The organism is Microbacterium sp., from assembly GCF_047607225.1.
Classification (GTDB): domain Bacteria; phylum Actinomycetota; class Actinomycetes; order Actinomycetales; family Microbacteriaceae; genus Microbacterium.
Window position 1 is genome coordinate 15,770 of sequence record NZ_JASGDO010000018.1, and the last position, 26,735, is coordinate 42,504.

General features: G+C 70.3%; 29 protein-coding genes. 16 read left to right on the plus strand and 13 right to left on the minus strand.

Translation table 11 applies throughout. The annotated features are described in order from the left end of the window. The first annotated feature begins 39 nt into the window (after positions 1-39). From QM591_RS03235 to QM591_RS03245, 3 genes are all read left to right on the plus strand, one after another. Positions 40-777: a PspA/IM30 family protein gene (locus QM591_RS03235; protein ID WP_415129556.1), complete on the plus strand. Its 738-nt coding sequence runs from the start codon at positions 40-42 to the stop codon at positions 775-777. 128 nt (positions 778-905) lie between these two features. Then, positions 906-1,715, plus strand: coding sequence for an arginase family protein (locus QM591_RS03240; protein WP_415129558.1), 810 nt, complete (start codon positions 906-908; stop codon positions 1,713-1,715). Continuing rightward, a complete protein-coding gene (locus tag QM591_RS03245; protein ID WP_415129560.1) occupies positions 1,712-2,173 on the plus strand; it encodes a Fe-S oxidoreductase in 462 nt (153 codons plus the stop codon). Before QM591_RS03240 ends, QM591_RS03245 begins: the two co-directional genes overlap by 4 nt. On the opposite strand, the gene QM591_RS03250 is transcribed toward QM591_RS03245, so the two are convergent. From QM591_RS03250 to QM591_RS03260, 3 genes are read right to left on the minus strand one after another with little or no spacing between them, the layout of a single operon-like run. Continuing rightward, complete coding sequence (locus tag QM591_RS03250; RefSeq protein ID WP_415129562.1) at positions 2,157-2,624, minus strand: SIP domain-containing protein; 468 nt, start codon at positions 2,622-2,624, stop codon at positions 2,157-2,159. The genes QM591_RS03245 and QM591_RS03250 overlap by 17 nt on opposite strands. 39 nt (positions 2,625-2,663) lie before the next feature. Next, a complete protein-coding gene (locus QM591_RS03255) occupies positions 2,664-3,389 on the minus strand; it encodes a tyrosine-protein phosphatase (RefSeq protein ID WP_415129564.1) in 726 nt (241 codons plus the stop codon). Then, a complete protein-coding gene (locus QM591_RS03260; protein ID WP_415129566.1) occupies positions 3,382-3,888 on the minus strand; it encodes a carboxymuconolactone decarboxylase family protein in 507 nt (168 codons plus the stop codon). Before QM591_RS03260 ends, QM591_RS03255 begins: the two co-directional genes overlap by 8 nt. A gap of 87 nt (positions 3,889-3,975) precedes the next feature. Between QM591_RS03260 and QM591_RS03265 the strand changes: the two genes are divergently transcribed. The 8 genes from QM591_RS03265 (at position 3,976) to QM591_RS03300 (ending at position 11,547) form a co-directional block, all read left to right on the plus strand. Beyond that, on the plus strand, positions 3,976-4,917 hold the full coding sequence (locus QM591_RS03265; protein WP_415129568.1) for an alpha/beta fold hydrolase: 942 nt from the start codon (positions 3,976-3,978) through the stop codon (positions 4,915-4,917). A 171-nt stretch (positions 4,918-5,088) separates the two neighbouring features. Beyond that, on the plus strand, positions 5,089-6,600 hold the full coding sequence (locus tag QM591_RS03270; RefSeq protein WP_415129570.1) for an ABC transporter substrate-binding protein: 1,512 nt from the start codon (positions 5,089-5,091) through the stop codon (positions 6,598-6,600). After that, positions 6,597-7,547, plus strand: coding sequence for an ABC transporter permease (locus QM591_RS03275; protein WP_415129572.1), 951 nt, complete (start codon positions 6,597-6,599; stop codon positions 7,545-7,547). The genes QM591_RS03270 and QM591_RS03275 overlap by 4 nt, the downstream gene beginning before the upstream one ends. Then, positions 7,544-8,449, plus strand: coding sequence for an ABC transporter permease (locus QM591_RS03280; RefSeq protein WP_415129574.1), 906 nt, complete (start codon positions 7,544-7,546; stop codon positions 8,447-8,449). Before QM591_RS03275 ends, QM591_RS03280 begins: the two co-directional genes overlap by 4 nt. Then, positions 8,446-9,234 carry an ATP-binding cassette domain-containing protein gene (locus tag QM591_RS03285; RefSeq protein WP_415129576.1) on the plus strand — a complete coding sequence of 263 codons (789 nt, stop codon included), beginning with the start codon at positions 8,446-8,448 and terminating at the stop codon, positions 9,232-9,234. Before QM591_RS03280 ends, QM591_RS03285 begins: the two co-directional genes overlap by 4 nt. Continuing rightward, positions 9,231-10,022, plus strand: coding sequence for an ABC transporter ATP-binding protein (locus tag QM591_RS03290; protein ID WP_415129578.1), 792 nt, complete (start codon positions 9,231-9,233; stop codon positions 10,020-10,022). The genes QM591_RS03285 and QM591_RS03290 overlap by 4 nt, the downstream gene beginning before the upstream one ends. Positions 10,023-10,097: 75 nt before the next feature. Then, a complete protein-coding gene (locus QM591_RS03295) occupies positions 10,098-11,210 on the plus strand; it encodes a M4 family metallopeptidase (RefSeq protein WP_415129580.1) in 1,113 nt (370 codons plus the stop codon). Next, entirely contained in the window at positions 11,194-11,547 is a 354-nt protein-coding gene (locus tag QM591_RS03300; RefSeq protein WP_415129582.1) for a protealysin inhibitor emfourin, read from the plus strand. The genes QM591_RS03295 and QM591_RS03300 overlap by 17 nt, the downstream gene beginning before the upstream one ends. Here QM591_RS03300 and QM591_RS03305 read toward each other — a convergent pair. From QM591_RS03305 to QM591_RS03315, 3 genes are read right to left on the minus strand one after another with little or no spacing between them, the layout of a single operon-like run. Continuing rightward, entirely contained in the window at positions 11,530-12,141 is a 612-nt protein-coding gene (locus tag QM591_RS03305; RefSeq protein WP_415129584.1) for a GNAT family N-acetyltransferase, read from the minus strand. The two genes, QM591_RS03300 and QM591_RS03305, sit on opposite strands and share 18 nt — an antisense overlap. A gap of 29 nt (positions 12,142-12,170) precedes the next feature. Then, positions 12,171-12,872, minus strand: a complete 702-nt coding sequence (locus QM591_RS03310) for a uracil-DNA glycosylase (protein ID WP_415129586.1) — start codon at positions 12,870-12,872, stop codon at positions 12,171-12,173. Then, positions 12,872-13,372, minus strand: a complete 501-nt coding sequence (locus tag QM591_RS03315; RefSeq protein ID WP_415129588.1) for a phosphoribosyltransferase — start codon at positions 13,370-13,372, stop codon at positions 12,872-12,874. Before QM591_RS03315 ends, QM591_RS03310 begins: the two co-directional genes overlap by 1 nt. Positions 13,373-13,545: 173 nt before the next feature. On the opposite strand from QM591_RS03315, the gene QM591_RS03320 reads away from it, so the two are divergent. Next, positions 13,546-14,982, plus strand: coding sequence for an MFS transporter (locus tag QM591_RS03320; RefSeq protein ID WP_415129615.1), 1,437 nt, complete (start codon positions 13,546-13,548; stop codon positions 14,980-14,982). A 24-nt stretch (positions 14,983-15,006) separates the two neighbouring features. Here the strand turns inward: QM591_RS03320 and QM591_RS03325 are convergent, their stop codons facing one another. Beyond that, the gene (locus QM591_RS03325) at positions 15,007-15,780 is read right to left on the minus strand and encodes an SDR family oxidoreductase (RefSeq protein ID WP_415129590.1); all 774 of its coding nucleotides are present in this window, start codon (positions 15,778-15,780) and stop codon (positions 15,007-15,009) included. A 157-nt stretch (positions 15,781-15,937) separates the two neighbouring features. Here QM591_RS03325 and QM591_RS03330 point away from each other — a divergent pair, with 157 nt between their 5' ends. Further along, positions 15,938-17,260 carry a bifunctional o-acetylhomoserine/o-acetylserine sulfhydrylase gene (locus tag QM591_RS03330; RefSeq protein WP_415129592.1) on the plus strand — a complete coding sequence of 441 codons (1,323 nt, stop codon included), beginning with the start codon at positions 15,938-15,940 and terminating at the stop codon, positions 17,258-17,260. Between the two features lie 208 nt (positions 17,261-17,468). Next, positions 17,469-18,671, plus strand: coding sequence for a homoserine O-acetyltransferase MetX (gene metX / locus QM591_RS03335; protein WP_415129594.1), 1,203 nt, complete (start codon positions 17,469-17,471; stop codon positions 18,669-18,671). A gap of 4 nt (positions 18,672-18,675) precedes the next feature. Here metX and QM591_RS03340 read toward each other — a convergent pair whose 3' ends face one another. Genes QM591_RS03340 through QM591_RS03350 form a run of 3 tightly spaced genes read right to left on the minus strand, consistent with a single transcriptional unit; the run spans position 18,676 to position 21,116 of the window. Next, entirely contained in the window at positions 18,676-18,984 is a 309-nt protein-coding gene (locus QM591_RS03340; RefSeq protein ID WP_415129596.1) for a thiamine-binding protein, read from the minus strand. Positions 18,985-19,004: 20 nt separating this feature from the next. Further along, positions 19,005-20,240 (minus strand): hypothetical protein, encoded by a 1,236-nt coding sequence (locus QM591_RS03345; RefSeq protein ID WP_415129598.1) that lies wholly within the window; start codon positions 20,238-20,240, stop codon positions 19,005-19,007. 42 nt (positions 20,241-20,282) lie between these two features. Continuing rightward, positions 20,283-21,116, minus strand: coding sequence for an ADP-dependent NAD(P)H-hydrate dehydratase (locus QM591_RS03350; protein ID WP_415129600.1), 834 nt, complete (start codon positions 21,114-21,116; stop codon positions 20,283-20,285). Between the two features lie 41 nt (positions 21,117-21,157). Between QM591_RS03350 and QM591_RS03355 the strand changes: the two genes are divergently transcribed. Next, a complete protein-coding gene (locus QM591_RS03355) occupies positions 21,158-22,231 on the plus strand; it encodes an NADH:flavin oxidoreductase/NADH oxidase (protein ID WP_415129602.1) in 1,074 nt (357 codons plus the stop codon). Positions 22,232-22,289: 58 nt separating this feature from the next. On the opposite strand, the gene QM591_RS03360 is transcribed toward QM591_RS03355, so the two are convergent. The 3 genes from QM591_RS03360 to QM591_RS03370 form a co-directional block, all read right to left on the minus strand. Next, the gene (locus QM591_RS03360; RefSeq protein WP_415129604.1) at positions 22,290-23,345 is read right to left on the minus strand and encodes a hemolysin family protein; all 1,056 of its coding nucleotides are present in this window, start codon (positions 23,343-23,345) and stop codon (positions 22,290-22,292) included. Then, complete coding sequence (locus QM591_RS03365; protein WP_415129606.1) at positions 23,342-24,685, minus strand: hemolysin family protein; 1,344 nt, start codon at positions 24,683-24,685, stop codon at positions 23,342-23,344. The genes QM591_RS03360 and QM591_RS03365 overlap by 4 nt, the downstream gene beginning before the upstream one ends. A 127-nt stretch (positions 24,686-24,812) precedes the next feature. Next, positions 24,813-26,270, minus strand: coding sequence for a GuaB1 family IMP dehydrogenase-related protein (locus tag QM591_RS03370; protein WP_415129608.1), 1,458 nt, complete (start codon positions 26,268-26,270; stop codon positions 24,813-24,815). Between the two features lie 189 nt (positions 26,271-26,459). Between QM591_RS03370 and QM591_RS03375 the strand changes: the two genes are divergently transcribed. Then, positions 26,460-26,735 (plus strand): 2-oxoglutarate dehydrogenase E1 subunit family protein (locus tag QM591_RS03375; RefSeq protein WP_415129610.1); only part of this gene is annotated, 276 nt, incomplete at its 3' end.

The window sequence follows — 26,735 nt, forward strand, 5'->3', positions numbered from 1 at the left end:
CCCACGACCACAGAACCTCATGTGAGGAAAGGAAAACCGATGGCAAAGCAGTCCATCTTCGGCCGCATCTCGACCCTCGTGAAGGCGAACATCAACGCCCTCATCGATTCCGCCGAAGACCCCCAGAAGATGCTCGACCAGCTCGTCCGGGACTTCACCAACAACATCGTCGACGCCGAATCCGCGATCGCCGAGACGATCGGGAACCTGCGCCTGCTCGAGCGTGACCACGCCGAGGACGTCAAGGCCGCCGCGGAGTGGGGCAACAAGGCGCTCGCCGCCAGCCGCAAGGCCGACGAGCTGCGAGCGGTGGGGAACACCGCCGACGCGGACAAGTTCGACAACCTCGCCAAGATCGCTCTGCAGCGCCAGATCAGCGAGGAGAACGAGGCGGCGGCCATCGCCCCCTCGATCGCTGCGCAGACCGAAGTCGTCGACAAGCTCAAGGACGGCCTCAACGGCATGAAGCAGAAGCTCGAGCAGCTGAAGTCGAAGCGTGCCGAGCTCCTCGCCCGCGCCAAGACCGCCGAGGCCCAGAACAAGGTCCACGACGCCGTCAAGTCGATCGACGTGCTCGACCCGACGAGCGACCTGGGCCGCTTCGAGGACAAGGTGCGCCGCCAGGAGGCCCTGGCTGCCGGCAAGGCGGAGATCGCCGCATCGTCGCTCGACGCCCAGTTCAACGAGCTGGAGGACATGGGAGAGCTCACGGAGGTCGAAGCACGTCTGGCCGCCCTGAAGACCGGTGGCTCGAGCTCGGCCGCGATCGAGCAGTAATCCGATCGTCGCAGCGCCGGGTGTCGTCCGCGACCCCGGCGCTGCGCCGTTTCCTCCGCCCGCGCGCGGACGTGCCGCCCGCACCCGGGTCCGCCGCCTCCGTCACGACGGAGGAGGAAGATGGGAGCATGACCCGATTTCTCGTGGTGCCGCAGTGGCAGGGATCACCCGCGGCGCGAGCGATGCTGCTCGCGGAAGGCGCAGAGGCGATCGCCGGCGACCTGCCCCGCGCCGCACGCACCCCCGTCGAGGTGCCCGTCGAGGCAGGCGAGTCGCTGGAGACCGGTATCCGTCGCTTCAGCGCCCTGACGCGCGTTCGCGACGCCGTGTCCGAGGCGCTGGCGGCGTCGTCGGAGCCGGCCGTGATCGTGGGTGGTGACTGCAGCGTCGCGGTCGCGGCCATCGCCCACGCCGCAGGCCACCACCCCGACCTCGCCGTGGTGTGGTTCGACGCTCACGCAGACCTTCATTCGCCGCAGACCAGTGTGTCCGGCGCGTTCGCCGGAATGGCCCTCCGCGCCGTGTTCGCAGACGGCCCCTGGGGGCCGGCGTCGGTGACGGCGGATCGGGTCGTCCTCGCCGGGGCTCGCGAGTTCGACCCCGCGGAGGAGGACGTGCTGCGCTCCTCGGCCGTCACGCACATCCCGGCCGACGCGCTGGCCGACCCGGCGACGATCGCCGATGCGGTGGCGGCATCGGGGGCCGACGCGGTCTACGTGCACGTCGACCTCGATGTGCTCGACCCGGCGGTCCTTGCCGGCGTCTCGCAGGCGGTCCCGTTCGGCGCCCGCGGCGAGGACATCGCCGGTGCGGTGCGAGAGCTCCGCAGCCGCGTCCCGCTCGTCGGCTCCTCGATCTCCGGCTTCGCGCCCGCCACGCCGGACGCCGCGGTGGACGACCTCGGCACGATCCTGCGCATCGTCGGAGCCCTCGCGTGATCGCCGTTCCCCCGGCCGGGTGGGAGGAGAGGGCGCGGGCCGCCGTCGCGCGGGGCGAGCGCGGCGACCGCTGGATCCCGTCGGTGCTGCTGGATTCGCCGATCAGTCGTCTCGGCTTCGCGTGGGGCACCGCCGTCGGATGGGTCTGGGGCACGCTCTGGTCGACCGGTCGCGTGGAGCGCCGACAGGGGCTGTGGGTCTTCCGCGGAATGCCCGCCTGGACCTTCGGACGGGGCGGGGTCTGCGTCGGCGGCTGCTTCCTCACGGGGAGCGGTGTCGTGACCGACGCGGTGCTGCGCCACGAGGCCGTGCACGCACGGCAATGGCGTCGCTACGGCTTCCTGATGCCGCTGCTGTACCTCCTGGCGGGTCGAAACCCCCTGACGAACCGCTTCGAGATCCTCGCCGGTCTCGAAGACGGCAACTACGTTCCCCGCGGAGTCAGCGCGCGGGAGTGAGGCCGAATCGCGGCGGAGTGTGGATGTCGGCGGGATCGATCGCCCGCACCTCGGTGAGGTGCTCGACGATGTCCGCGGTTCCGAGGTAGCCGCCCAGCAGATGCACGTGGGTGGGGTGACCCGGCTCGCACAGCATCTCGTCTGCCCACGCCGTCACCGCCCGTGCCAGCGCCTGACCGGGCGTGCATCCCCGACCGGTGCCCGGGGCGCCGGTGCGCCGCGACCGGTCGAGCCAGGTGACGATCATGCGCGCCGGAACGGGAAGCTCACCGATCCAGCTCTCGTCGGGAACCTCGATGAAGACGCGACCCGTCGAGCAGAGGGGAAGTGTCGCGATGAGCGCCTGGAGCTCGGCCAAGGAGTGTTCGTCCGCCGTGATCAGCTGCTGGGCGCGCGCGTGCTTGGACGCACGGCAGGCACTGGTGCTGTGATCGGTCGCGGGGAGACTCATGACAGCTCCCACTATACGCCAATGAAGGCGAGCCTTACCTCAGTCGTCCATGACGAGGGCGCGGCGCAGGGCCCGCAGCTCCTCCTCGGAGACTCCGTGGGTTCGGAGATAGCCGGCCGCTCCCCCGTAGCGCTGTCGCACGTGGTCGAGGAGGCCCCGCATGACCGGCGCCGGGGAGCGGGTGGCGAGCGTCTCCAGGTTGCGCGCCTCGGGATGGGCGCGGCGGAGGTAGGCGAGGACCATCGCATTGCGCTCTGCCGGCAACGCCGCCTCGGTGCGCGCATAGTCTGCGATCACCTCATCCTCGGCGACTCCGGCGGCGGCGAGGACCAACGCGACGCTCACCCCCGTCCGGTCCTTCCCCACGCTGCAGTGCACCAGAACGGGACCGGCGGTGATCACGCGACGGGCGACGCGCACGAGGGCGTCGCCCGAGTCGTCCACGATCGTGCGGTACAGCGCGTCGAGGGTGACATCGGCGCGGAAGAAGGAGGCCACCGAGCCGGCGAACAACGGCACACGATCCACCACGACCTCCAGACCGCGCAGGTCGGTGGGTTCGTAGGCCACCTCGGTGTCGTCCCGCAGATCGACGACCGTGCGAATCCGCAACGCTCTGATCGCCTCGCGCCCCTCCGCGGTGACCCCGGCGAGGTTCCCCGAGCGGAACAGCACGCCCGGACGGGTGCGACCGCCCTCAGCGGCCAGTCCCCCGGTATCGCGGAAGTTCAACGCGCCCGGGACGAGATCCTCGGGCTCACGCATCGCCGGAGCGCCCTCCGCGCGGCGGCACGGGGTAGCGCCCCGCGATCGTGAGGCGATTGAACGCGTTGATGGAGATGAGGAGCCAACTGATCGCGACGTACTCCTTCTCGGACAGGATGCCCCCCACGCGGTCATAGACCTCGTCGGGGATGCCGTCCTCGTGGATGAACACGTACCGCTCCGTCAGCTCGAACGCGGCGCGTTCCCTGGTCGAGAACACGCCGGAGTCACGCCAGGCCGCCAGCTGCGTGAGCTCGTCGACCGTCACTCCCGCCGCGACGGCACGGTCGCCATGCACGCGCAGACAGTACGCGCATCCGTTCAGCTGCGAGGCGTAGAGGAGGGTCAGCTCCTTGAGGCGGTCGTCGATCCCGGCCTCGGCGGCGATCGAGCCGACCGTTCGCGCGAAGGCCTCCAGGGCGTCGTAGGCGGGTCGAGCGGAACGCGCGAGGTGGACGCGGCGCTCCGCAGTCGCGTCCGGGAGCGGTTCGTGGGTCATGCGGCCAGCCTATGCCGCCGCACGGGCGGACGCCGGGCGACGATCACCGGACGGCGCGCCCCGCCGCCGAAGTGGCACAATGACCGGATGGACGACGCGTCGGACGAGTTCCGATTCCTTCCCGAGCAGGCCGCGGATCTCGACGTCGAGGTGATCCCGCCCGTGGCGCGACTCACGGCCACCCTCCCCGAGGGCCGCGAGGTGAGTGCACTGCGTTTCGGCGAGGGGCCGCCCGTCGCGGTCTTCCTGCATGGCGGCGGGCTCAACGCCCACACCTGGGACACGACGATCCTGGCGACCGGTCTTCCCGCCATCGCCGTCGATCTTCCCGGCCACGGCGATTCCTCGTGGCGGGACGACGAGACCTACAGCGGGCGCACGCTCGCCGAGGACATCGCGCCGGCGATCCGGGAATGGACGGACGCCCCCTTCGTCCTGGTAGGCCATTCCCTGGGAGGACTGGCCGCCGCCGCCGTGGCGGCACGCCATCCCGACCTGGCCCGCGAGCTGATCGTCATCGACATCACTCCGGGGCTCGACCCCGACGGCGGGGCGGCCCAGATCCGCGCGTTCTTCGCCGGGCCGACGGACTGGACCTCGCGCGAGGAACTCGTCGAGCGCGCACTCGCGTTCGGGCTCGGCGGCAGTCGCGCGGCGGCGGCGCGCGGCGTGTTCCTGAACTCCCGTGTACGAGCGGACGGCCGGGTGGAGTGGAAGCACCATTACGCCCGCATCGCGAACCGGCTCGCCGCCGACTCCACCGCCGCCGACGAGGCCGAGAAGAAGCAGCGCACCCTGCGCGACGCCCTCGCCTCCTCGGGATGGAAGGACCTCGCCGATGTCACCGTCCCCCTCACGCTCGTCCGAGGAACACGCGGGTTTCTGACCGATGCCGATGTCGCCGAGTTCCGACGGCGACTCCCCGCGGCGACGGTCATCGAGCTGGAATCGGGTCACAACGTCCACGAGCAGATGCCCGCGGCACTCGCCCGGATCGTCGTCGACGCCGCGCACCCGGACGGCGAGTGACGGCCGCGCGTGACGATTCCGGAACGTTCGTGACGGCCGATGCCCCCGACTCCTGCTGCGGACTCTAGGCTGTTACGCGCACCCGAGTCGGCGGGCGCGCTCTCACGACCTCCAGAAGCCGGAGACGTGAGGCAGACGCGTCGCCCGCCCCTGTGAAAGGAACACCCCCACATGCTCCGCAGATCCGCTCTTCTGGCCGCAGGGCTGTTGGCATCCGGCGCGCTGCTTCTCTCTGCGTGCACGAGCAGTCCGACCCCTGCGCCGTCGGCGACCGAGATCACTCCCGATCCTGACGCCGTCGCGAACATCCGCCTCGTTCTGGAGCCGAGCAACCTCGACATCCGCGAGACCGCGGGGGCCGCGCTGGATCAGATCCTGATCGACAACGTGTACCAAGGCTTGGTCGCGCGTACGCCGGATCAGAAGATCGTCCCCTCGCTCGCCAGCGAGTTCGAGATCTCGCCCGACCGTCTCACGTACACCTTCACGCTGCGGGAGGGCGTGCTCTTCCACAACGGCGACGAGCTGAGCGCAGAAGACGTCGTCTGGTCCCTCGAACAGGTGAAGAAGAACGCCACCTATCGGGATTCCGCCCGCCTTGCGGCCGTCGAGGACATCCAGGCCGACGGGCAGACCATCACCCTCACGCTCAGCGAGCCGGACTCGACGCTTCTGTGGAACCTCACCGGCCGCGCCGGTCTCGTCCTCGAGAAGGGCGACAAGACCGACCGCAAGACGGCGGCCAACGGCACCGGCCCCTTTACCCTCGCCAGTTGGAAGCAAGGCGACAGCATCACGCTAGCCCGCAACGACGACTACTGGGGGACGAAGGCCGGCGTCGCCGAGGTCGTCCTCAGCTACGTCCCCGACACGCAGGCCGCTCTCAGCGGCGCCCTGGCAGGTCAGTTCGACGCACTGACCGGATTCGACGCCACCCTCACCGACAAGATCGAAGCGAACGGAGACTTCGCCGTGGTGGTGGGCAAGTCGACCGACAAGGGCACGCTCGCCTTCAACTCCACCAAGGCACCCCTCGACGACGTGCGCGTCCGCAAGGCGATCCGTCAGGCGATCGACCACGACGCGATCATCACCGCGCTCGGCGCAGGCCAGACCCAGTACGGCCCCATCCCCGAGCTCGACCCGGGCTTCGAGGATCTCTCCGCCGTCGCGCCCTTCGACCCAGAGGCGTCCCGCGCGCTGCTGGCCGAGGCCGGCGTGTCCGATCTCACGCTGACCCTCACGATCTACAGCGGCTACGGCACGACGGTGTCCCAGATCCTCGTCTCGAACCTCAACGACGTGGGCATCACGTTGAAGGTCAATCAGGTCGAGTTCCCCACGTGGGTCAACGACGTGTACGTCAATAAGGACTACGACCTGAGCTTCGTCCTGCACACCGAGGCACGCGACTTCGAGAACTGGGCGAACCCCGACTACTACTTCACCTACGACAACCCCGAAGTGCAGCGCCTGTACGCCGAGTCGATCGCCGCGACCGACGACGCCACCGCCGCCGACCTGCTGAAGCAGGCCGCGCGCATCGTGTCGGAGGACCACGCCGCCGACTGGGTCTACAACGGGGCGTCGGTGGTGGCCGTCGGAACCAACATCAGCGGCCTGCCGTCGGTCAACGTCAACGAGCGCCTGAACCTCTCCGAGCTGGTCAAGAGCAAGGGGTGATCCGGTACGCGCTGACGCGACTGGCCCTGCTTCTGCTGGGCCTGCTCGTCGCCAGTGCACTGATCTTCGCGGCGCTGCGCGTGCTGCCGGGCGACGTCGCACAGCTGATCGCTGGGATCAACGCGTCGCCGGAACAGATCCAGGCCATCCGGGAGAACCTGGGGCTCGACCAGCCGCTGATCGCCCAGTACGGGTCGTGGCTTGCCGGGATCCTCTCCGGCGACCTCGGCACGTCGCAGCTGACGGGCACGCCGGTGATCGACGAGCTCGTCGAGAAGAGTGAAGTGACGCTGCCGCTCGGGGTCCTGGCGATGACGATCGCCCTGATCATCGCGCTCCCCTTCGGTGTGCTCTCGGCCCTTCGTCGCGGTCGCCCCGACGGCACCGCACTCAACGTCACGGCACAGACCATCGCGGCAGTGCCCGTGGTGTGGGCGGGGATGATGCTCGTCGTCCTCTTCGCCGTCTGGTGGGGCTGGCTTCCCGCCCAGGGTTTCCCCCGCGCCGGATGGAGCGATCCCGTCGCGGCCGTGCGGGCCCTCCTTCTCCCGGCGATCACGATCGGGGTGGTGGAAGGAGCGATGCTCATGCGCTTCGTCCGCTCCGCGACCCTGCAGGCCGTCGGCCAGGACTACGTCCGCACCGCGGCGGCGCAGGGACTCACCCGCACGCGCGCGCTGCTGCGCCACGGGCTGCCCAACGTAGGACTGTCGATCATCACGGTGCTCGGCCTGCAAGTGGCGGGGATCATCGTCGGCGCCGTCGTGATCGAGCAGCTGTTCGGGCTCCCCGGCATCGGACGCATGCTGGTCGACGACGTGAGCAACCGCGATCTGCCGAAGGTGCAGGGTGAGCTCCTGGTGCTCACGGGGCTGGTCCTCGTGATCGGCTTCGTCGTGGACCTCGTCCATCGGGTGCTCGACCCTCGCCTGCGGGAGGCCGAATGATCCGGCTCCTGTGGCTCCGGCGCCTGTGGGCGTCGTCGACGGGGCGCTTCGGCCTGCTCGTGGTCGCGGCGATCGGGATCGTCGCCCTCGTCTCGCTCTTCTGGCTCCCCTTCGAACCGAAACGCGTCGACATCGCCAACCGCTGGGCGATGCCCGGGTGGCCGCACGTCCTCGGCACCGATGGCTCGGGGCGCGACATCCTGAGCCTTCTCATGGCCGGCGCTCGCACGACCGTCTGGGTGGCCGCCGGCGCCGGAGTGGTCGCGACGCTTCTCGGGCTCGCTCTGGCGGCCCTCGGCGCGCTCACGGCGCGATGGCTGCGAGAGACGGTCGCCGTGATCGTCGACATCCTCATCGCCTTCCCCGTGCTGCTGATCGCGATGATGATCTCCGCTGTTTGGGGCGGGTCTCTCTGGGTCGTGATCGTCTCGGTCGGCATCGGGTTCGGCGTGAACATCGCCCGGGTCACCCGACCGGAGCTGCGACGCGTCCTTCACAGCGACTTCGTGCTCGCGGGTCGCGCGAACGGCCTCACGCCCTTCCAGAACCTCTGGCGGCATCTCCTCCCCAACGTCGCGCCCGTCTTCATCGTGCAGCTGTCCTGGGGGATGGCGGTGGCCGTCCTCGCCGAAGCAGGCCTCAGCTACCTCGGTTTCGGCGCACCTCCGACCGAGCCGTCCTGGGGTCTGCTCCTCAAGGAGCTGCAGGACTACATCTCGGTCCATCCCCTGAGCGTCGTGTGGCCGGGAGCGACGATCACGATCACCGTGCTCGGTCTCAACCTGCTGGGAGACGCTCTCCGCGACGCCACCGATCCCACCCTGACACGTCGACGCACGAGCGGGTCCCGCACCGCCACACCGCGCGCCGTCGCGACGCATCAGCCCGGGGTGATCTCGTGAGTCTGCAGGTGCGCGAGCTCGTGATCGAGATCGACGGCCGACGGGTCGTCGACGGGGTCTCTTTCGACGTTCCCGATGGCGCGCGCGTCGGTCTCATCGGCGAGTCGGGCTCCGGGAAGTCGTTGACGGCCATGGCCGTGCTGGGGCTCCTTCCCGACGGCGTCACCGCGCGCGGGAGCGTGCGATGGAACGACCGCGAACTGATCGGGCTCCCCGACCGCGAGCTCGCCCGCCTGCGCGGGGCGGAGATCGGGATCGTCTTCCAGGAGCCACGCACCGCCCTCAACCCCATCCGCACGGTCGGGAGGCAGATCGCAGAATCGCTGCGGATCCACGAAGGTCTGGGACGACGCGACGCTGCAGCCCGTGCGATCGAGGAGGCGGACCGTGTGCGGTTGCCCGATCCGGCACAGATCGTGCGCCGCTACCCGCACCAGCTCTCCGGGGGCCAGCGCCAGCGGGTCGCGACCGCGATGGCCCTCGCATGCCGGCCGCGGCTGCTCATCGCCGACGAGCCGACGACGGCCCTCGACGTGACGATCCAGGCCGAGATCCTGGAGCTGTTGGCCTCGCTCGTCGAATCCGACGGGATGTCGCTCGTGTTCATCACGCACGATCTGGCGGTCCTTTCCCGCGTCGCGAGCCACGCCGTCGTCCTCGAGCACGGCCGTGTCGTCGAGCAAGGGCCGCTGTCCACGCTGCTGCACCGTCCGTCGTCGCCGGTGACCCAGGCGCTGCTGCGCGACGCCACGGCGACGCTCTGGCGTCCAGGAGGCGCGGGATGACCCACACGCTCCTGCGGGCCCGCGGGCTGACCCGCCGCTTCCCCACCCCCGGCCGCGCCCCCTTCGCCCCCACCCGGTGGACGACGGCACTCGACGACGTCGACGTCGACGTCGTCGAAGGAAGCGCGCTCGGCGTGATCGGCGAGTCGGGGTCGGGCAAATCGACCCTCGTCCGACTGCTCCTGGGTCTCGACTCCCCCACCGCCGGGACGGTGGAGTTCGACGGGCAGGCCGTGGCCGCCGGTGCGCGCGCCCGGTCGCTGCATTGGCTCCGCCGTCAGACTGGGATCGTGTTCCAAGACCCCTACGCCTCGCTGGATCCGCGGATGAGCGTGGGACGGATCATCGCCGAACCGCTGTGGGCGCTCGGGGTGCCCGGCGATCGACGCGCCCGTGTCCGCGAGGTACTGACCGCCGTGGGCCTGGAGGCCGAGATGGCGGACCGCTATCCTCACGAGTTCTCCGGCGGACAGCGGCAGCGGATCGCCTTCGCTCGAGCGATCGCGCACCGTCCGCGCCTGCTGATCGGAGACGAGCCGCTGTCCGCGCTCGATGTGACCGTCCGCGCACAGATCTTGGAGCTCATCCGTGAGCTCAGAACCACGCAGCAGCTGACGCTCGTGCTCGTCTCCCACGACATCGGCGTCGTGCAGAATCTGTGCGATCAGGTCGTCGTCATGAAGGACGGGCGGATCGTCGAGGAGGGACCCACGGAGAAAGTGCTGCTGACCCCACAGGTCGCCTACACCCGGCACCTCCTGTCCTCCATCCCCACGATCGCTCCCTGAGCGGCGGCGCGGGGGGCACGCGGCGGTGGGGAGAGTCGGCGGAGGACGTCGGAGGCGCGCGTTACCCTGACCGTCATGGACGTCCTGCTCGATGACACCGAGGCGCTGCACAGCCCGGCCCACGCGATCGTTCCGGCCTACCTTCTCGCTCGGCTCGCCGCGTCCCGCGCCGCGCACGTCAGCGTCGCCTCCGCGGCCGCGCGCGCCACTCTGGCCACTCCTCGCGCGTACCGCCCGTCCCCACCCTCGCGCGCGACGCTCGATTTGTCGGTCGACGGCGCGGGTGGGCTCGTAGTGCACGCCTCCCCGGCACCCGACCGCGTGATCTCCGACGCCCAAGGGCGGGAGGAGCTCCCGGGGGTGACCGTGCGCCGGGAGGATGACCCCGCCACCGGAGACGCGGCCGCCGACGAGGCGTTCGACGGCTTGGGCGCCACTTTCGCCCTCTTCGCCGAGGAGTATGGACGGAACGCGATCGACGGCCACGGTGGCGCGCTCCCCGCCACCGTGCACTACGGCGATCACTACGACAACGCGTTCTGGAACGGCGAGCGGATGGTGTTCGGCGACGGAGACGGCGAGGTGTTCACGGGCTTCACCCGGTCGCTCAGCGTCATCGCGCACGAGCTCACCCACGGCGTGATCGAGAGCGCTGGCGGCCTGACCTACTCGGGGCAGTCGGGCGCGCTCAACGAGTCGATCGCAGACGTGTTCGGCGTCCTCGTCGACCAACGCACGGCCGGACAGCGGGCCGACGAGGCGAGCTGGCTGATCGGCGCCGAGATCTTCACCGACGCGGTCCAAGGTGTCGCGCTGCGCTCCCTGAGCGCCCCCGGAACCGCCTACGACGACGACGTGCTCGGCCGCGATCCGCAGCCGGCGCACATGCGCGACTATGTCGAGACCACCGCCGACAACGGCGGCGTGCACATCAACTCAGGGATTCCGAACAAGGCGTTCCACGCGGTGGCGACCGCGCTCGGCGGTTACGCATGGGAACGAGCGGGACGCATCTGGTACCTCACCCTCACGTCGGACTCGTTGACACCGGCGAGCGACTTCGCGGCATTCGCAGATGCGACGATCGCCACGGCCGCGCGAGAGTACGGTGAGGAATCGGAGGAGCACACCGCCGTTCGGACGGCCTGGACCGGAGTCGGTGTGATCGAGGATGCAGCCATCGCCTGAGTCGCCGTCGGTCCCGCCGCACGTGTCGATCGCCGTCGAGCGCACGGGCGGCATCGCGGGCCTCGTGCGTCGCTGGACCGTGGATGCCGCGCGCGACGAGGACGATCGATGGGCGTCGCTGGTGGCTGCCTGCCCGTGGCCGGAGGCAGACTCCGCCGTCACCTCGGTCCCCGTCGGCGCCGATCGCTTCTGCTGGTCGCTGACCGCGGTGCAGGACGGCGACACCCGACACGTGGAGTTGGGCGAGTCCGAGCTCGACGGCCCGTGGCGCACGCTCGTCGACGCCGTCCGCGCCGCCGATGCGACACGGCCAGCGCCCTCAGCGACGGAAGAGTGAGCGCTTCTTCTTCGGGGTGAGGTGCTTCTGCAGGTAGATCGTGCCCAGCCAGCGCCCGAACTTGTGCCCCACCCGTCCCATCCGGCCGACCTCGACGAACCCGAGTTTCTCGTGCAGGGCCACGGACGCCTCGGCCCCCTTATCGCTGATGACGGCGACCATCTCGCGGATCCCCAACTCCTCGCACGCCGCGATGAGCGCCTCCAGCAACGCGCGACCGAGCCCCTTGCCCGTGGCCGCCTGGCCGAGGTAGACGGAGTTCTCCACGGTGTAGCGGTACCCCGACTTCCCCGTCCACGGAGACACGAGCGCATAGCCGAGGATCTGACCCCCGGGCGAGACGGCGACGAGGAAAGGAAGGCCGAGCTTGTGCAGATAATCGAACTTGTCGACCCACTGGGTATGCGTCCACCGCTTCTCGTCGAAGGTGACGACCGAGTTGGTCACGTAGTAGTTGTAGATCTCGCGCACATCGGCCATGTCGGTACGCTGCGCCGGGCGGATCTCGAACGAGAAGGGTCGCTCCGGCTCGGTGGCACGACGCAGATGTCGCGGCAGCCGGCGGCGACCGGTCTCGTACTCCTCCTCCAGCATGCCCACAGCCTAAGGGCGGCGGATGACGATCATGTATCGCGCGCCGGGATCGCCCAGTCCACGGGAGCGACCCCCCGCTGCTCGAGCAGCGTGTTGGCACGCGAGAACGGTCGGGAGCCGAAGAAACCCCGATGCGCCGACAGCGGTGAGGGATGGGCCGACGCGATCACAGGCGTCTCACCGAGGAGAGGACGCAGTCCCGCGGCGTCGCGTCCCCACAGGATCGCGACGAGGGGCACGCCTCTTCCCACGAGAACGCGGATGGCGTGCTCGGTCACCTTCTCCCACCCCCAGCCGCGGTGCGAAGCCGGAGCCCCGGGAGTCACGGTGAGCACTCTGTTGAGGAGCATGACACCCTGGTCGCTCCACGCCGAGAGGTCGCCGTGTGCGGCACGCGGGATCCCGAGATCGGTCTCCAGCTCCTGATAGATGTTGGCGAGGCTGCGCGGCAGTGGCCGGACGTGCGCGTCGACGGCGAACGACAGGCCGATCGGATGGCCCGGTGTCGGGTACGGGTCCTGCCCGACGATCAGCACCTTGACGTCGCGCAACGGGCGGCCGAAGGCGCGGAGCACGCGGTCGCCCGCCGGGAGATAGCCGCGTCCTGCCGCCGTCTCTGCGCGCAGCCTCTCCCCGAGCGCGGCGATGTCGGGAGCGACGGGAGCCAGGGCATCCGCCCAGTCCCGGTCGATCAGGCCGTCTGCGGCGAGCTGGTCGAGGGTCCGGGCCATCACGCGCTCCGCTCGCGGCCGGCGTCCTCCTCGACCACGGTGCCCTGCGCCGACCAGGGGAAGTCGATCCATTCCGCCGTCTCGCGCCAGGAGTAGTCAGGGAGGGCCACCGCGCCGGGCTTGGTGTAGATGCACACCGATCGCACGTCGGCTCCGACGTCGGCCAGGAGCTTCACTGCCAGCGCGAGGGTCCGCCCGCTGTCAGCCACGTCATCGACGAGGAGGACGCGCTTTCCGGGCAGATAGCCGAGGTCGAGGTCCGGCGGCAAGACCTCCGGCGCATCCCGCACCGTGCCGATCCCGGTGTAGAACTCCACGTTCAGAGCACCGCAGCTCTTGACCCCGAGACCGTAGGCCACCGCCCCCGCCGGCAGGAGTCCACCGCGAGCGATCGCGACGACCACATCCGGCATGAAACCGTCGGCAACGATGCGCCGCGACAACGCACGCGTCGCGGCACCGAACCCTTCCCACGTCAGCGTCTCGCGCTCCTGCGTCACTGTCGTCCTCCTCGCTTCCGTGCCAGCCTACGGCCGGACAAGGGGTGCCGATTCCCGGGGCGTCGAACGAGGACGGCACGCGACGACGGTTCTAGACTGACGCCGTGCCCACCCCTCGTGACCTCGGCGGCGCCGCGCCGTCCTCGCGTCTGTCCACGCTCCGAACGTCCACGATGGGGATCACGGCCGGCCTCATCGGCTGGTTCATCCTCGTGGAGATCGTCTCGGGCATCCTGCAGGGGTACTACGTCCCCCTGTTCAGCGACATCGTCGTCGCGCTCGGCATCCACGACGCCGACGTCAACTGGTTCGAAGCGGCGCAGCTCCTCCTCTCCGCGCTCGTCGTCCCCGTGCTCGCCAAGCTCGGCGACATGTACGGCCACAAGAGGATCCTGCTGATCGCGGCGATCCTCACGGCGGGCGCCACCTGGTGGGTGGCCTTCGCGGGATCGTTCTGGTCCTTCCTCATCGCCTGGGCTCTCCAGGGGTTCTACGTCGTCTGGCTGCCGCTGGAGATCGCGCTGATCTTCGAACGCGGACGGACGCAGAACCGCGGAGTTTCCCTCACCCGGCGGGCGGCGGGTCTGCTCGTGGTGGGTCTTCAGGCCGGGGCGATCATCGGCGCGCTCGCGGCGGGACGGATCTACGCCGCCACCGGCGGCGACCTCACCCTGACCCTCATCGTGCCGGCGGTGGCGGTGACCCTGATCGTCTTCGTGATCTGGCTCTGGGTTCCGGAGTCCACACCCCAGCCCGGTCGGTCGCTGGACACGTGGGGCTTCGTGATCCTCGCGTGGGGACTGCTTCTGGTCACGAGCGCCCTGGCGTGGATGCGGCTGATCGGCACCCTGCACCTGGGCCCCCTCGCCTGGACCGGCGTCTGGGCGCTCCTCCTCCTCGGCATCGCCGTGCTCATCGGCTTCGTCCTCTTCGAGCGGCGCCAGGACGACCCCGCGATCGACCTCCGGGTCTTGGCGCGGCCGGAGATGTGGCCCGTGCAGGCGACGGCGTTCCTCATCGGGATCAGCCTCCTGGGCGCGCAAGGGCCGCTGTCGACGTACGTCGGCACCGACCCGTCGCTCGGCTACGGACTGGGCCTGGATGCGACCGAACGCTCGAACGTCATCGGGGTCTACCTCGTATCCCTCATCGTCGGCGCCGTGCTGTTCGCGGTGACCTCGCGGCGCGCGAGCCCCCGCGTCGTCCTCATCGTCGCCGCCGTGCTGGTGGGCCTCGGATATGCGCTGTTCCTCCCCTTCCACCTCGAGCTCTGGCAAGTGTTGCTGAACCTATCGATCGCAGGCCTCGGATGCGGCGCGCTGGTGGGCGCGATGCCGGCCGCGGCTGCCGCGGCCGCTCCCCTCGGGCAGACGGGCGTGGCCTCGGCCCTCACCAACACGACCAAGACCGTCGGCGGCGCGTTCTCCTCGGCCGTCTTCGGCGTCGTGCTGGCGGGAGGGGCCGGAGCCGTCGCGAGCGAGACGGCCGCTTCCCTCGGCGGTTACCTCACGGTCTGGGCGGTCTGCGCGGCAGGGGGGTTCCTCGCCGCGCTGCTCCTCCTGTTCGTGCCGAAGGTCGCCTTCGCCGACGCGCCGGAAGCCGTCGGCTGACCGCGCGACCCCTCGAGCGGACGGTCAGCGGCGGGGACGCAGAACGCCCCGGGCGAGCAGGTGCTGCGCCGACTGCGCGACCGGACGCATGGTCACGAGGTCGAGGTTCACGTGACCCGGCGCGTTCAGGGCATAGGCGATGACGTCGGCGACATCGACCGCGGTCAGCGGGTCGGCGACCCCTTCATAGACGCGCTCGGCGGCTGCCTGATCGCCCCCGAGTCGATTGAGCGTGAACTCCTCCGTGAAGACCATGCCCGGCGCGATCTCGGTGACCCGGATCGGCTCTCCGTTGAGCTCCAGCCGCAACGCCCGGACGAGCATCGACTCCCCCGCCTTCGCGGCGTTGTAACCGGCTCCGCCGGGATACGCCGTCTGAGCAGCGGTGGAGGTGACGTAGAGGGTGTCGGCGTGGCCGCCGTCCGCGATCGCGGCGCGAAGCTGCGGCAGGAGGGCGGCGGTCACCGTCTGGGCAGACAGCACGTTCGCCTCGAACATCCACCGCCAGTCGGCCGGGTCGCCGTCCTCGACGCGGTCGGTTCCGCGGGCGCCGCCCGCGACGTGCACGAGCGCGTGCAGAGGACCGGTGGCGGCGACGTGGTCGGCGAGCGCGTCCACGTCCGCCTGGGCGGTGAGGTCCGCCGCGAAGGAGCGCGATCCCACGGCGGCGTCGAGGTCGGCGAGTCGGTCCGCGCGGCGCGCGACCCCGACGACGTCCCATCCGGAGCTCCGCAAGGAGTGGACCACCGCCTGACCGATTCCCGAACTCGCCCCGGTGACCACTGCGCGTCGTGTCATGCCTCCACGCTACGACACGACGCCTGCTCCGCCCGGCCCGGGAACGTTACGTCACATTTCCCGGCCATTGTTGACAGAGGCGGTCATCCCTACTCTCGGTGGAGTCGAAGAACGCCCCCGTCCTTCGTCTTCCCACCCGAATCCGCAGGAGACCGACATGTCCGCAGCCGAGAACTGGCGCTTCGAGACCAAGCAGATCCACACCGGCGCCGCGCCCGATCCGGTCACCAAGGCCCGGGCCACACCGATCTACCAGACCACGTCGTACGTCTTCGACAACGCCGACCACGCCGCGAACCTCTTCGCGCTGGCCGAGTTCGGCAACATCTACACGCGCATCCAGAACCCGACGCAAGACGTCGTGGAGCAGCGGATCGCGGCCCTCGAAGGCGGCACCGGCGCCCTCCTCGTGGCCTCGGGCCAGGCCGCGGAGACCTTCGCGGTGCTCAACATCGCCCAGGCGGGCGACCACATCGTCTCGTCGAGCTCGATCTACGGCGGCACCTACAACCTCTTCAAGTACACGCTCGCCAAGCTCGGCATCGAGGTCACCTTCGTGGAGAACCAGGACGACGCCGAGGAGTGGCGCCGCGCAGTCCGCCCCAACACGAAGCTGTTCTTCGCGGAGACCATCGGCAACCCCAAGATCAACATCCTCGACATCCGCACCGTCGCCGACGTGGCGCACGAGTCCGGCGTCCCGCTCATCGTCGACAACACGATCGCGACCCCGTATCTCATCCGTCCTTTCGAGCACGGCGCCGACATCGTCATCCACTCGGCCACGAAGTTCCTCGGCGGTCACGGCACGGTCATCGGCGGCGTGATCGTCGACGGCGGAAAGTTCGAGTGGTCGAAGAACGTCGCGAAGTTCCCCGGCCTCACCGAGCCCGACCCCTCCTACCACGGCGCCTCGTACACGACGGCCGTCGGCGACGCGCTCGCCTACGTCATCAAGGCGCGCGTGCAGCTGCTGCGCGACCTCGGCGCGGCGATCTCCCCGCAGAGCGCGTGGCTGCTGATCCAGGGGATCGAGACGCTGTCGCTGCGCATCGAGCGCCACGTGCAGAACGCGCAGGAGATCGCGGAGTGGCTCGAGAACCACGACGACATCGCGTCGGTCAACTACTCGGGCCTTCCGACCTCGCCGTGGTACGCGGCGGCGAACACCTACGCACCCAAGGGCGTCGGTGCGGTCCTCTCGTTCGAGCTGAAGGGCGGAGTGGAGGCCGGCCGCGAGTTCGTCAACTCGCTGTCGCTGTTCAGCCACCTCGCCAACATCGGCGACGTGCGCTCGCTCGTGATCCACCCCGCCTCGACGACCCACTCGCAGCTCACGCCCGAGCAGCAGCTGACGACGGGTGTGACGCCGGGTCTCGTTCGACTCTCGGTCGGCCTCGAGAACGTCGACGACCTGAAGGCCGACCTGGAGCAGGCCCTCGCGGCGGCGCGGCGGGTGTCCGACGCGGCACGTGCCTGATCGGCCGTCCCGCGTCTGATCGTTCCTCCTCAGAACACGGCAGGTGCCCCGTCCTCCGGGACGGGGCACCTGCCGTTGGTCCGTCTGGCGGGCCAAAAGCAGGCTGGCCGGGTGGTGCCGGTCACCGGGGCCCGGTAGAGACCGATCGAGCCTGCTTTCGGCACGTAACACGACGGATCCCCCCGCCCCGACGGGCGAGAATGGGGGCATGGACTGGCAGACCTCCGAAGACACGGTGCCGAGCGCGCCGATCACGGAGGCCGATGCGCGCCTGCTACGGGCTCGGCCGCCCGCAACGGGGGCCTGGCGCGACGGCGACCCTGCCGGCGACCGCCGGTTCGCCGCTCTCGGCAGCTTCCGCACCGAGGGCGGCAGGGAGCTTCCCAGCATCCGTCTCGCGTACGAGACGTGGGGCACGCTGTCGGAACGTCGTGACAACGCCGTGCTCATCCTCCACGCCCTCACCGGCGACAGCCACGTGCGGGGACCGGCCGGGCCGGGTCACGCCACGGCGGGGTGGTGGGACGACGTGGTCGGCCCCGGTGCTGCGATCGACACCGACGAGTGGTTCGTGGTCGCCGCCAACATCCTCGGGGGGTGCCAGGGCTCGACGGGCCCCGCGAGCATCGCACCGGACGGATACGAATGGGGGCCCCGCTTCCCCCATCTGACGGTGCGCGACCAGGTCGACGCACAAGCGCGCCTCGCCGACGCGCTCGGCATCCAGGTGTGGGCCGCCGTGGTCGGCGGGTCGATGGGCGGGATGCACGCTCTGGAGTGGGCGATCGGTCACGCCGACCGAGTCGCGCGACTCGCAGTGCTGTGCTCTCCTCCCACGACGACGGCCGACCAGGTCGCCCTCAACTCGGTGCAGCTGGAGGCGATCCGGATGGATCCGCGCTTCGCCGGCGGTGATTACTACGACGCGGCGGACGGTGAGGGTCCGCACCGCGGGCTCGCCCTGGCCCGGCGAATGGCGCTCCTGAACTACCGGAGCCCTACGGAGCTGAACCAGCGCTTCGGCCGCAGCTGGCAGTCGGACAAGGACCCGCTACGGGAGGGCGGACGATACGCCGTGGAGAGCTACCTCGATTTCCACGGGAACAAGTTCACGCGGCGCTTCGACGCGAACGCGTACCTCACCCTGGTGGAGGCGATGAACTCGCACGACGTCGGTCGGGGACGCGGAGGGATCGAAGACGCCCTCGCGCAGGTCGCCGCGCGCACGCTCGTGCTCGGGATCGACAGCGACCGCCTCTTCCCGGTCGACGGTCAACGACGCATCAGCCGTGGGATCCGCTCGACCATCGACGACGACACCGTCGTCCTGTCCAGCGACTTCGGCCACGACGGGTTCCTCATCGAGACCGAGGCCGTCGGCCACCACCTCCGGCGGCTGCTCGAGGTGTGAGAGCTCAGCCCGCCTCGTCGATCGCACGCTCCAGGCGCTCGATCTTTCCGTCGATCTCCCCCTCGTAGCCCGGCCGGATGTCGGCCTTGAGCACGAGCGACACGCGGGAGCCGAACGGCATCACGGCATCGGTCGCACGCTTCACGACATCCATCACCTCGTCCCACGTGCCCTCGATCTCCGTGAACATGCTGGTCGTGCGGTGAGGCAGCCCCGAGTCGCGGACGACGCGGACGGCCGCAGCGACGGCATCGTGCACGGAGCCGTCGGCGCGGCCGGTACCGGAAGGGGCGACGGAGAAGGCGATGAGCATGGGGGGTCCTCTCGGAGCGGTCAGGACAGTTCGGCGGAGCCGCGTGGCTCGGCGCGCACGCGGGTGTGAACGGGTGGTCGCACCCGCAGGAGGCGGACGACCATCCAGACGAACAGGATGACCAGCATGCCGTTGCGTGCCGTGAGGATGCTGACGGCCAGCGGCTCAGGAACGAGGATGCCGTTGTAGAGCACGGGATAGACGAGCTGCGTCAGGAAGGCGGTCACGAGCGAGAGGACGGCCGGGGTGAGCCATCGTTCGCGGTCGAGCAGCAGCCCGACCACGAGTGGAGCGACGAGCCAGGCGAGGTACTGCGGCGAACCGACCTTGTTGAACACGATGAAGCCGGTCACGAGCGCGAGCGAGAGGACCGGGAACAGGGCGTGGAAGGTCGCGCCCCGCCAGGCCTTGACGGCGCCGATCGCGACGACGCCAGCCATCGCGAGGACGAGCAATGGAGTCATGGCCGCGATCACCGGGTCGATCTCCGTTCCGGTCACCTGGAACGTGAGCAGGTCGTAGGAGTAATACACCGAGAAGCCGTCGAGGCCCAGGAGCGCACCCCAGAGGTACGGCGCCGCGACGGGAGCCTCCACCTGCAGGCCCCGTGTCGTCTGGTCGCCGACGAAGCCGAAGGCGTTCGCCCCGCCGCCCGCCGCCCAGACCACCGCGAGCGTCAAGGCCGAGATGACCACGGCGCCGCCGACCACCGCGGAGCGACGCCGCAGGGCGACCAAAGCCGCTGCCATGACCGCCGCCGGCCACACCTTGATCCAGGTCGCGACGGACAGGACGATCGACCCGAGCCACGGCCTGCCGACGAGCCACAGCGAACCGGTGATGACGAGGGGAACGGTCAGGCCGTCGAGGCGGTAGAGCCCCACCGGCCCGAGCGCGGCGATCGAGGTGAGCCAGAACCAGGCCGCCACGACGCGACCGGTCGACCGCCCCCGCCCGACGACCATCGCGAACGCGAGCGCGTCGACGAGGGTGACGAGCACGGCCCACGCGACCGTGTAGGACCCGACGAACGGGACGAAGGCGTGCGCCAGCACCATCGGCACGAGTGCGACCTGCGGATACACCCACCGGGTGTCGATCCCCACGATCGCTCCGCCCTGCAGCGCCTGGACCGACCACGGCTCGTAGACGCGGTACACATCCCCCATGGGTTCGTTGGGCATGAGGAACCCCAACCATGCCACGCCCGCGTGCACGGCGACGAAGGCGATCCACAGCACGGCACGCTTCGACATCCTCCCCATCCTAGGGAGCCACGGCGACCGGCCCGAACGCGGTCATCCCTCGGCCAGCACGCCCGCGACGGCGGCCGGCAACGCCTCCGCCACATCGAGCGCCGTGACCGGCCCGCCCCCGCGAGAGACCACGGCGATCGTCCCCGCTCGTGCGTGGAGCCACGCTCCCGCCGCCGCAGCCCGCGCGATCTCCTGCGACGACGGCTCCGCCGCCGACCGCGCCACGACTCCCGCGACCACCGCGCCGATCGTCCCGGCCAGGACATCGCCGGTTCCCGCCGTGGCGAGCCAGGGCGTGGCGACGGGGAGCTCGATCAGCGAGCCGTCGGCGCCTGCGACGACCGTCTCGGATCCCTTTCGCACGACGCACGCCTTCAGCGCCCGAGCGGTCTCCGCGACCCCCTCGGCGTCGGTCCCTTCCGAGCCGAGACCCAGGGCAGCGCGAAGCCGCGCATGCTCCCCCGCATGCGGCGTGACGATCCGAGGCGCCGTGCCGCCGATCGCGAGGTCGAGCGCGCCGGCATCGACGACGACCGGAGCCACCCCCGACAGCAGCTCCCGCAGCGCCGCGGTCTCGCTCTCGGCACGTACGGACGGATCCGTCCCCGAGCCGATGACCCACGCCTGGACACGCCCCTCCACCGTCACCGTCTCGGGTCGACGCGCCAACACGAGCGAGGCCGCCCGCTCCGGCCCGACGTAGCGCACCATCCCGACTCCGGTCCGCCAGGCCGCCTCGACACCGAGCACGGCAGCGCCCGGGTAGGCGACCGAGCCGGTGCGCAGGCCCACCACTCCCCGGGAATACTTGTCGTCGGATGCCGTTGGCATCCGCAGGAGCTCCGCCGTGTCGGATGCCGTCCATCCCCTGTCCATGGCGCCACCCTACCGGCGCCCTCTCCTGGAGCGACGACCGTATGAGCCAGCTGTTCTCCCCCATCGACATCCGCGGCATCCGGGCGCGCAACCGCCTGTGGGTGGCTCCGATGTGCCAGTACTCGGCCGTCGACGGCATGCCCAACGACTGGCACCACGTTCACCTGGCCCAGTTCGCCTCGGGTGGGGCGGGCGTGGTCATCACCGAAGCGACGGCGGTGTCTCCCGAAGGGCGCATCTCGCCCGAGGACACCGGAATCTGGAACGATGCGCAACGCGACGCGTGGCGCCCGATCGCGGCCGCGATCCGCAGCCGTGGCGCGGTCGCCGGGATCCAGCTGGCCCACGCCGGACGCAAGGCGTCGACCTGGTCGCCGTTCACGGGTCGCCGTGGCACCGTCCCCGTCTCCGAGGGCGGCTGGCAGACCGTGGCGCCCTCGGAGGTCGCCTACGACGGGTTCGAGCAGCCGCGGGCGCTGGAGGTCGCCGAGATCGACGCCCTCGTCGAGGACTTCGCCGCCGCCGCGGCGCGTGCCGTCGCGGCCGGGTTCACGGTGCTGGAGGTCCACGCGGCTCACGGCTACCTCCTGCACCAGTTCCTCTCGCCGCTGTCGAACACCCGCACGGACGAGTACGGCGGAAGCCTGGAGAACCGCGCGCGACTGCTGCTCCGTGTCGTCGAGGCCGTGCGCCAGGCGGCACCCGACGCCGCCGTCTTGGTCCGGTTCTCGGCGACCGACGCCGCCGACGGCGGGTGGGATGTGACCCAGACAGCGACCGTCGCCGGCTGGGCGGCCCAGCGCGGCGCCGACTTCTTCGACATCTCCAGTGGCGGCCTCGTCGCCCATCAGCAGATCGTGACCGGACCCGGCTACCAGGTGCCGCTCGCTGCCGCCGTGCGCGCCGCCGGCGCCGGCCCCGTGGGGGCGGTGGGCGAGATCGTCGACGGATCGCAGGCGGAGGCGATCCTCCGCGCCGGCGACGCCGACGTCATCCTGGCCGGCCGCGAGTGGCTCCGCGACCCGCACTTCGCACTTCGCGCCGCCACCGAGCTGGGCGACCCCGACGCGGACCTCTGGCCCGTGCAGTACGTGCGGGCCCGCCCGGCCCGCTGAGCGCTCGCCCGGGCCCGGTCCGGCCCGGGTCACCATCCCCCGGACCGGAATGCGGCTGTCAGCGTCGTCGACGGGTGGCGTCGTGCACTTCTCCGACGAGCTCCTCGATGATGTCCTCCAGGAACAGCACGGCCGTCGTCTCACCGCGACGGTCGCGGACCTGGGCGAGGTGGCGGCTGGATCGGCGCATGAGGGCGAGGGCGTCCTCGAGGTCGGTCGTCTCGGAGACGGGGACCATTTGGTGGATGCGCTTGGCTGGGATCCTGGTCGTCGCCGCCGCGTCCGGTCCCGGACCCTCCGCCGCCCGCAGCACGTCCTTGAGGTGGACGTAGCCCACGGGCGACCCCGCCTCGTCGACGATCACGTAGCGCGAGAAGCCGTGCCGCGAGACGGCGCGTTCGATCTCGTCGGGTGTCGTCGACTCGGGAAGGGTCACCAGCTCCGAGAGCGGCACGGCGATGTCCATCGCCTTTTTCTCGGTGAACTCGACCGCCGCCGTCACCGCGCCCGAGGCGTCGTCGAGCACGCCCTCGATCCGCGACTGGTTGACGATCGTGGCGACCTCGTCGAGCGTGAAGGTCGAGGCGGCCTCGTCCTTGGGCTCCACGCGGAACAGGCGCACGACGTGGTTGGCCGTCCAGTTGAGCGCGACGATGATCGGATGGAAGAGCTTGGACACCCAGACGAGGGGTGTCGCCAGCAGCAGCACGGCCCGGTCGGGAAGGGAGAAGGCGAGGTTCTTCGGGACCATCTCGCCAAAGACGACGTGCAGGTAGGAGACGAGGACCAGCGCGAGGGCGAAGGCGATGCCTCCGATGACCGCCTCACTCCAGCCCGTGAGCCCCAGCGGCACCTCCAACAGGTGGTGGATCGCCGGCTCCGACACGTTCAGGATGAGCAGCGAGCAGATCGTGATGCCCAGCTGGCTCGTGGCGAGCATGAGCGTGGCGTGCTCCATCGCGTACAGCGCCGTCTTCGCCGCACGTGATCCCCGCTCGGCGAGAGGCTCGATCTGTGAACGGCGCGCCGAGATCACGGCGAACTCGGCGCCGACGAAGAAGGCGTTGAAGGCGAGGAGCACGAACAGCCACGCGATTCCGGCCCAGTCGTTCATCGCTGCCCCCCGTCCGACTCCGCGCGCACGACGGCCTCCGCATCGGGCGGAAGGGCCCGTGGCGTGAACCGCACCCGATCGACGCGGCGTCCGTCCATCCGGTGCACCGTGAGTGTTCCGTCCTCGATCTCGACTGCATCGCCGACGATGGGGATGCGCTCGAGCGTCGACATGATGAAGCCGCCGACGGTGTCGTAGACGTCACCTTCGGGAACGCGGATGCCGGTTCGGTCGAGCACCTCGTCGGGGCGCAGGTCGGCGGGGAAGGTGACGGTGTCGACGCCGCGGACGATGCCGGCACGATTGCGGTCGTGCTCGTCGAGCACCTCTCCGACGATCTCCTCCACGAGATCCTCCAGCGTCACGACGCCTGCGGTTCCGCCGTACTCGTCGACGACGATCGCCATCTGGTACCCCCGACCGCGCAGCTCGGACATGAGCGCGTCGAGGTGGACGGCCTCCGGCACGCGCAGGGGCTCCTCGGCGATCGCCGCGGCCGGGACCTCGGCGCGTCGGTCACGCGGAACGCTGACGGCCTGCTTGAGATGAACGATCCCGGTGATGTCGTCCATCGAGTCGTCGTAGACGGGAAAACGGCTGTGACCCGTCCGCCGGGCGAGCTGGATGACGTCTTCCACGCTGTCGCCCGCCGCGACGGCGTGCACGCTGGGACGCGGGGTCATGACATCGGCGGTGGTCAGGCGGGCGAAGGTGAGCGTCCGGTCCAGGAGCGAGGCCGTGTCTTCTTCGAGCACTCCGGCGCTGGCGGAGCGACGGACGAGGCTCGAGAGCTCCTCCGCTGTGCGAGCGCCCGAGAGCTCTTCCTTCGGCTCCACCCCCATCGCGCGGAGGACGCCGTTGGCGCTGCCGTTGAGCACGACGATCGCAGGGCGGAACACCGTCGTGAAGGCGACCTGGAAGGGGATGACGAGTTTCGCGGTCTGCCGCGGCACCGCGAGGGCGAAGTTCTTGGGCACGAGCTCGCCCAGGATCATCGAGAAGACCGTGGCGACCGAGATCGCGACGATCGTCGCGATGGGGCGCACCGCCGTTTCCGGGATCCCCCAGCCCGTGAGCAGCGGGGAGAGCAGGTTCGACAGGGCCGGCTCCATCGTGTATCCGGTGAGGAGCGTGGTCAGGGTGATGCCCAGCTGCGCGCTCGACAGGTGCGTCGAGGTGATCTTCAGCGCGCTGATCGTCAGAGACAGTCGCGACTCACCGGCGGCCTGCCGCTTCTCGAGCTCGGCGCGGTCGAGGTTCACGAGAGCGAACTCGCTGGCGACGAACAGGCCCGTGCCGATGGTCAGAAGGAGCCCCACGCCCAACATGACGTAGTCCATCACACGTCACCCCCGCTCGCGCGGAAGAAGGGTCGGTGGGGCGAGCGTCTGCAACTAGGAGGGTCGTCCATTGTGCAGACGATTGTACGGCACACCACCCCTGGGCAAGCCGATGGCCGAGCAGTGGCTACCAGCTGACGGGCAACGCCTTGCCCTCTTCGTATCCGGCCGCCGATTGCAGTCCCACGAGGGCGCGCTCGTGGAACTCCGCCACCGTCGCCGCGCCGGCGTACGTGAACGACGAACGCACCCCCGAGGTGATCATGTCGACGAGGTCCTCCACCGACGGCCGCAACGGGTCGAGGTAGATCCGCGACGACGAGATCCCCTCCGCGAACAGCTCCTTGCGCGCGCGTTCGTAGGGGTCGAGCCGCCCGAAGCGCCCATGCACGGCCTTCGTGGACGCCATGCCCCACGACTCCTTGTACACGCGGCCGGCCTCGTCGGTCTGCAGCTGCCCCGGCGCCTCCAGCGTCCCCGCGAACCACGACCCGATCATGACCGAGGCGGCACCGGCGGCCAGCGCGAGGGCGACATCGCGCGGGTAGCGCACGCCGCCGTCGGCCCACACGTGGGCACCCCGCTCGGCCGCTGCCTGTGCGGTCTCCAGCACGGCGGAGAACTGCGGCCGCCCCACAGCCGTCATCATCCGAGTCGTGCACATCGCCCCCGGGCCCACTCCCACCTTGAGGATCGACGCGCCCGCATCGACGAGGTCGGCAACGCCCTCGGCCGTGACGATGTTGCCCGCTGCGATCGGCACACCGAGATCGAGGGCGGCGACCTCCCGGAGCGCCCGGAGCATCCCCTCCTGGTGTCCGTGTGCGGTGTCGACGACGAGCACGTCCACACCGGCAGCGACCAGGGCCTTCGCCTTTTCGGCGACGTCGCCGTTGATGCCGACGGCAGCGGCCACGATGAGGCGCCCGCTCGCGTCGACAGCCGGGCGATAGAGAGTGGAGCGCAGCGCAGTGCGCTGCGAGAGCGTCCCCACGAGATACCCGTGGTGGAGCACGCAGACGGTCTCCGCCTCGGCGGCGACGATGAGGTCGAAAGCGTGGCGGGCATCGGTCACGTCGTCGGCGTCGATCGAGGCGACTCGTCCGCGGACCAGATCCCCCAGGCGGGCGTCGGGGAGGGCGGTGCCCAGGCGCTGGGCCGGGACGACCCCGAGCACGTCGTCGCGGTGCACGCGGCCCTCACGCTCGACAGCGACGACGATCCCGTGCCCGTCCGTCGGGGGCAGCAGGAGCGCGGCCTCGGCGACCGTGGCCTCGGGCGGCAGCACCAGGGGGGTGTCCCACACCACCGGCTGATCCTTGACCCAACGGATCGCGGCATCGATCTGCTGCAGCGCCATGTCCTGCGGGAGCACGGCGAGACCACCGCGGCGAGCCAGCGCCGCTGCCAGGCGAGGACCCGTGACCGAGTTCATGTTCGACGCCACGAGCGGAAGCGTCGCCGTCGTCCCGTCGCCGGGGGCGAGGTCGACGTCCAAGCGGCTCGTGACGGCCGAGCGCCGGGGAACGAGGAAGACGTCGGAGTACGTCAGATCGACCTGGGGTCGCGCGCCGGAGAACTGCATACTCCGAGGCTACCCACTCGCCGCTGTGCCGGGCCGGGACAGCCGCGAACTCCGGGCGCACTCCCCCCTCTCACCGGGAGGGAGGAACGAACGACGAGCCCTATTCCTGGGCTACCCTTGATAGTCGTGCGCGCGGGCCACGACAGTGCCCCGCACGATCTGAACTTCACCGATGAAAGCAGGCGAATCGTGTCCAGCCAGGTGACCGGCGTGGGAACATCGAACGACGGCGAATTCGGGGCCAACGAGTGGCTCGTCGCCGAGATGTACGAGCAGTACACGAAGGACCGGAACTCGGTGGATCGCGCCTGGTGGCCGATCCTCGACGCCTACCAGCCGCAGGCGGAGACCGCGAGCGCCGCGACGGCTTCCGCGCCCCCCTCCTCCGCGCCCGCCCCGGTGTCCGAGGCGCGGCCGGTCACGGCGCCGATCCCGGTCGTCGGCACGGCGCCGGTGGCCCGCACC

Coding starts and splice junctions, on each gene's coding strand:
- QM591_RS03265 (WP_415129568.1), top strand. CDS start 3,976: ATGGACGACGCGTCGGACGAGTTCCGATTCCTTCCCGAGCAGGCCGCG.
- QM591_RS03280 (WP_415129574.1), top strand. CDS start 7,544: ATGATCCGGCTCCTGTGGCTCCGGCGCCTGTGGGCGTCGTCGACGGGG.
- metX (WP_415129594.1), top strand. CDS start 17,469: ATGGACTGGCAGACCTCCGAAGACACGGTGCCGAGCGCGCCGATCACG.
- QM591_RS03340 (WP_415129596.1), bottom strand. CDS start 18,984: ATGCTCATCGCCTTCTCCGTCGCCCCTTCCGGTACCGGCCGCGCCGAC.
- QM591_RS03240 (WP_415129558.1), top strand. CDS start 906: ATGACCCGATTTCTCGTGGTGCCGCAGTGGCAGGGATCACCCGCGGCG.
- QM591_RS03270 (WP_415129570.1), top strand. CDS start 5,089: ATGCTCCGCAGATCCGCTCTTCTGGCCGCAGGGCTGTTGGCATCCGGC.
- QM591_RS03295 (WP_415129580.1), top strand. CDS start 10,098: ATGGACGTCCTGCTCGATGACACCGAGGCGCTGCACAGCCCGGCCCAC.
- QM591_RS03365 (WP_415129606.1), bottom strand. CDS start 24,685: ATGGACTACGTCATGTTGGGCGTGGGGCTCCTTCTGACCATCGGCACG.
- QM591_RS03350 (WP_415129600.1), bottom strand. CDS start 21,116: ATGGACAGGGGATGGACGGCATCCGACACGGCGGAGCTCCTGCGGATG.
- QM591_RS03360 (WP_415129604.1), bottom strand. CDS start 23,345: ATGAACGACTGGGCCGGAATCGCGTGGCTGTTCGTGCTCCTCGCCTTC.
- QM591_RS03235 (WP_415129556.1), top strand. CDS start 40: ATGGCAAAGCAGTCCATCTTCGGCCGCATCTCGACCCTCGTGAAGGCG.
- QM591_RS03330 (WP_415129592.1), top strand. CDS start 15,938: ATGTCCGCAGCCGAGAACTGGCGCTTCGAGACCAAGCAGATCCACACC.
- QM591_RS03320 (WP_415129615.1), top strand. CDS start 13,546: ATGGGGATCACGGCCGGCCTCATCGGCTGGTTCATCCTCGTGGAGATC.
- QM591_RS03370 (WP_415129608.1), bottom strand. CDS start 26,270: ATGCAGTTCTCCGGCGCGCGACCCCAGGTCGATCTGACGTACTCCGAC.
- QM591_RS03255 (WP_415129564.1), bottom strand. CDS start 3,389: ATGCGTGAGCCCGAGGATCTCGTCCCGGGCGCGTTGAACTTCCGCGAT.
- QM591_RS03310 (WP_415129586.1), bottom strand. CDS start 12,872: ATGGCCCGGACCCTCGACCAGCTCGCCGCAGACGGCCTGATCGACCGG.
- QM591_RS03355 (WP_415129602.1), top strand. CDS start 21,158: ATGAGCCAGCTGTTCTCCCCCATCGACATCCGCGGCATCCGGGCGCGC.
- QM591_RS03305 (WP_415129584.1), bottom strand. CDS start 12,141: ATGCTGGAGGAGGAGTACGAGACCGGTCGCCGCCGGCTGCCGCGACAT.
- QM591_RS03290 (WP_415129578.1), top strand. CDS start 9,231: ATGACCCACACGCTCCTGCGGGCCCGCGGGCTGACCCGCCGCTTCCCC.
- QM591_RS03345 (WP_415129598.1), bottom strand. CDS start 20,240: ATGTCGAAGCGTGCCGTGCTGTGGATCGCCTTCGTCGCCGTGCACGCG.
- QM591_RS03300 (WP_415129582.1), top strand. CDS start 11,194: ATGCAGCCATCGCCTGAGTCGCCGTCGGTCCCGCCGCACGTGTCGATC.
- QM591_RS03325 (WP_415129590.1), bottom strand. CDS start 15,780: ATGACACGACGCGCAGTGGTCACCGGGGCGAGTTCGGGAATCGGTCAG.
- QM591_RS03250 (WP_415129562.1), bottom strand. CDS start 2,624: ATGAGTCTCCCCGCGACCGATCACAGCACCAGTGCCTGCCGTGCGTCC.
- QM591_RS03260 (WP_415129566.1), bottom strand. CDS start 3,888: ATGACCCACGAACCGCTCCCGGACGCGACTGCGGAGCGCCGCGTCCAC.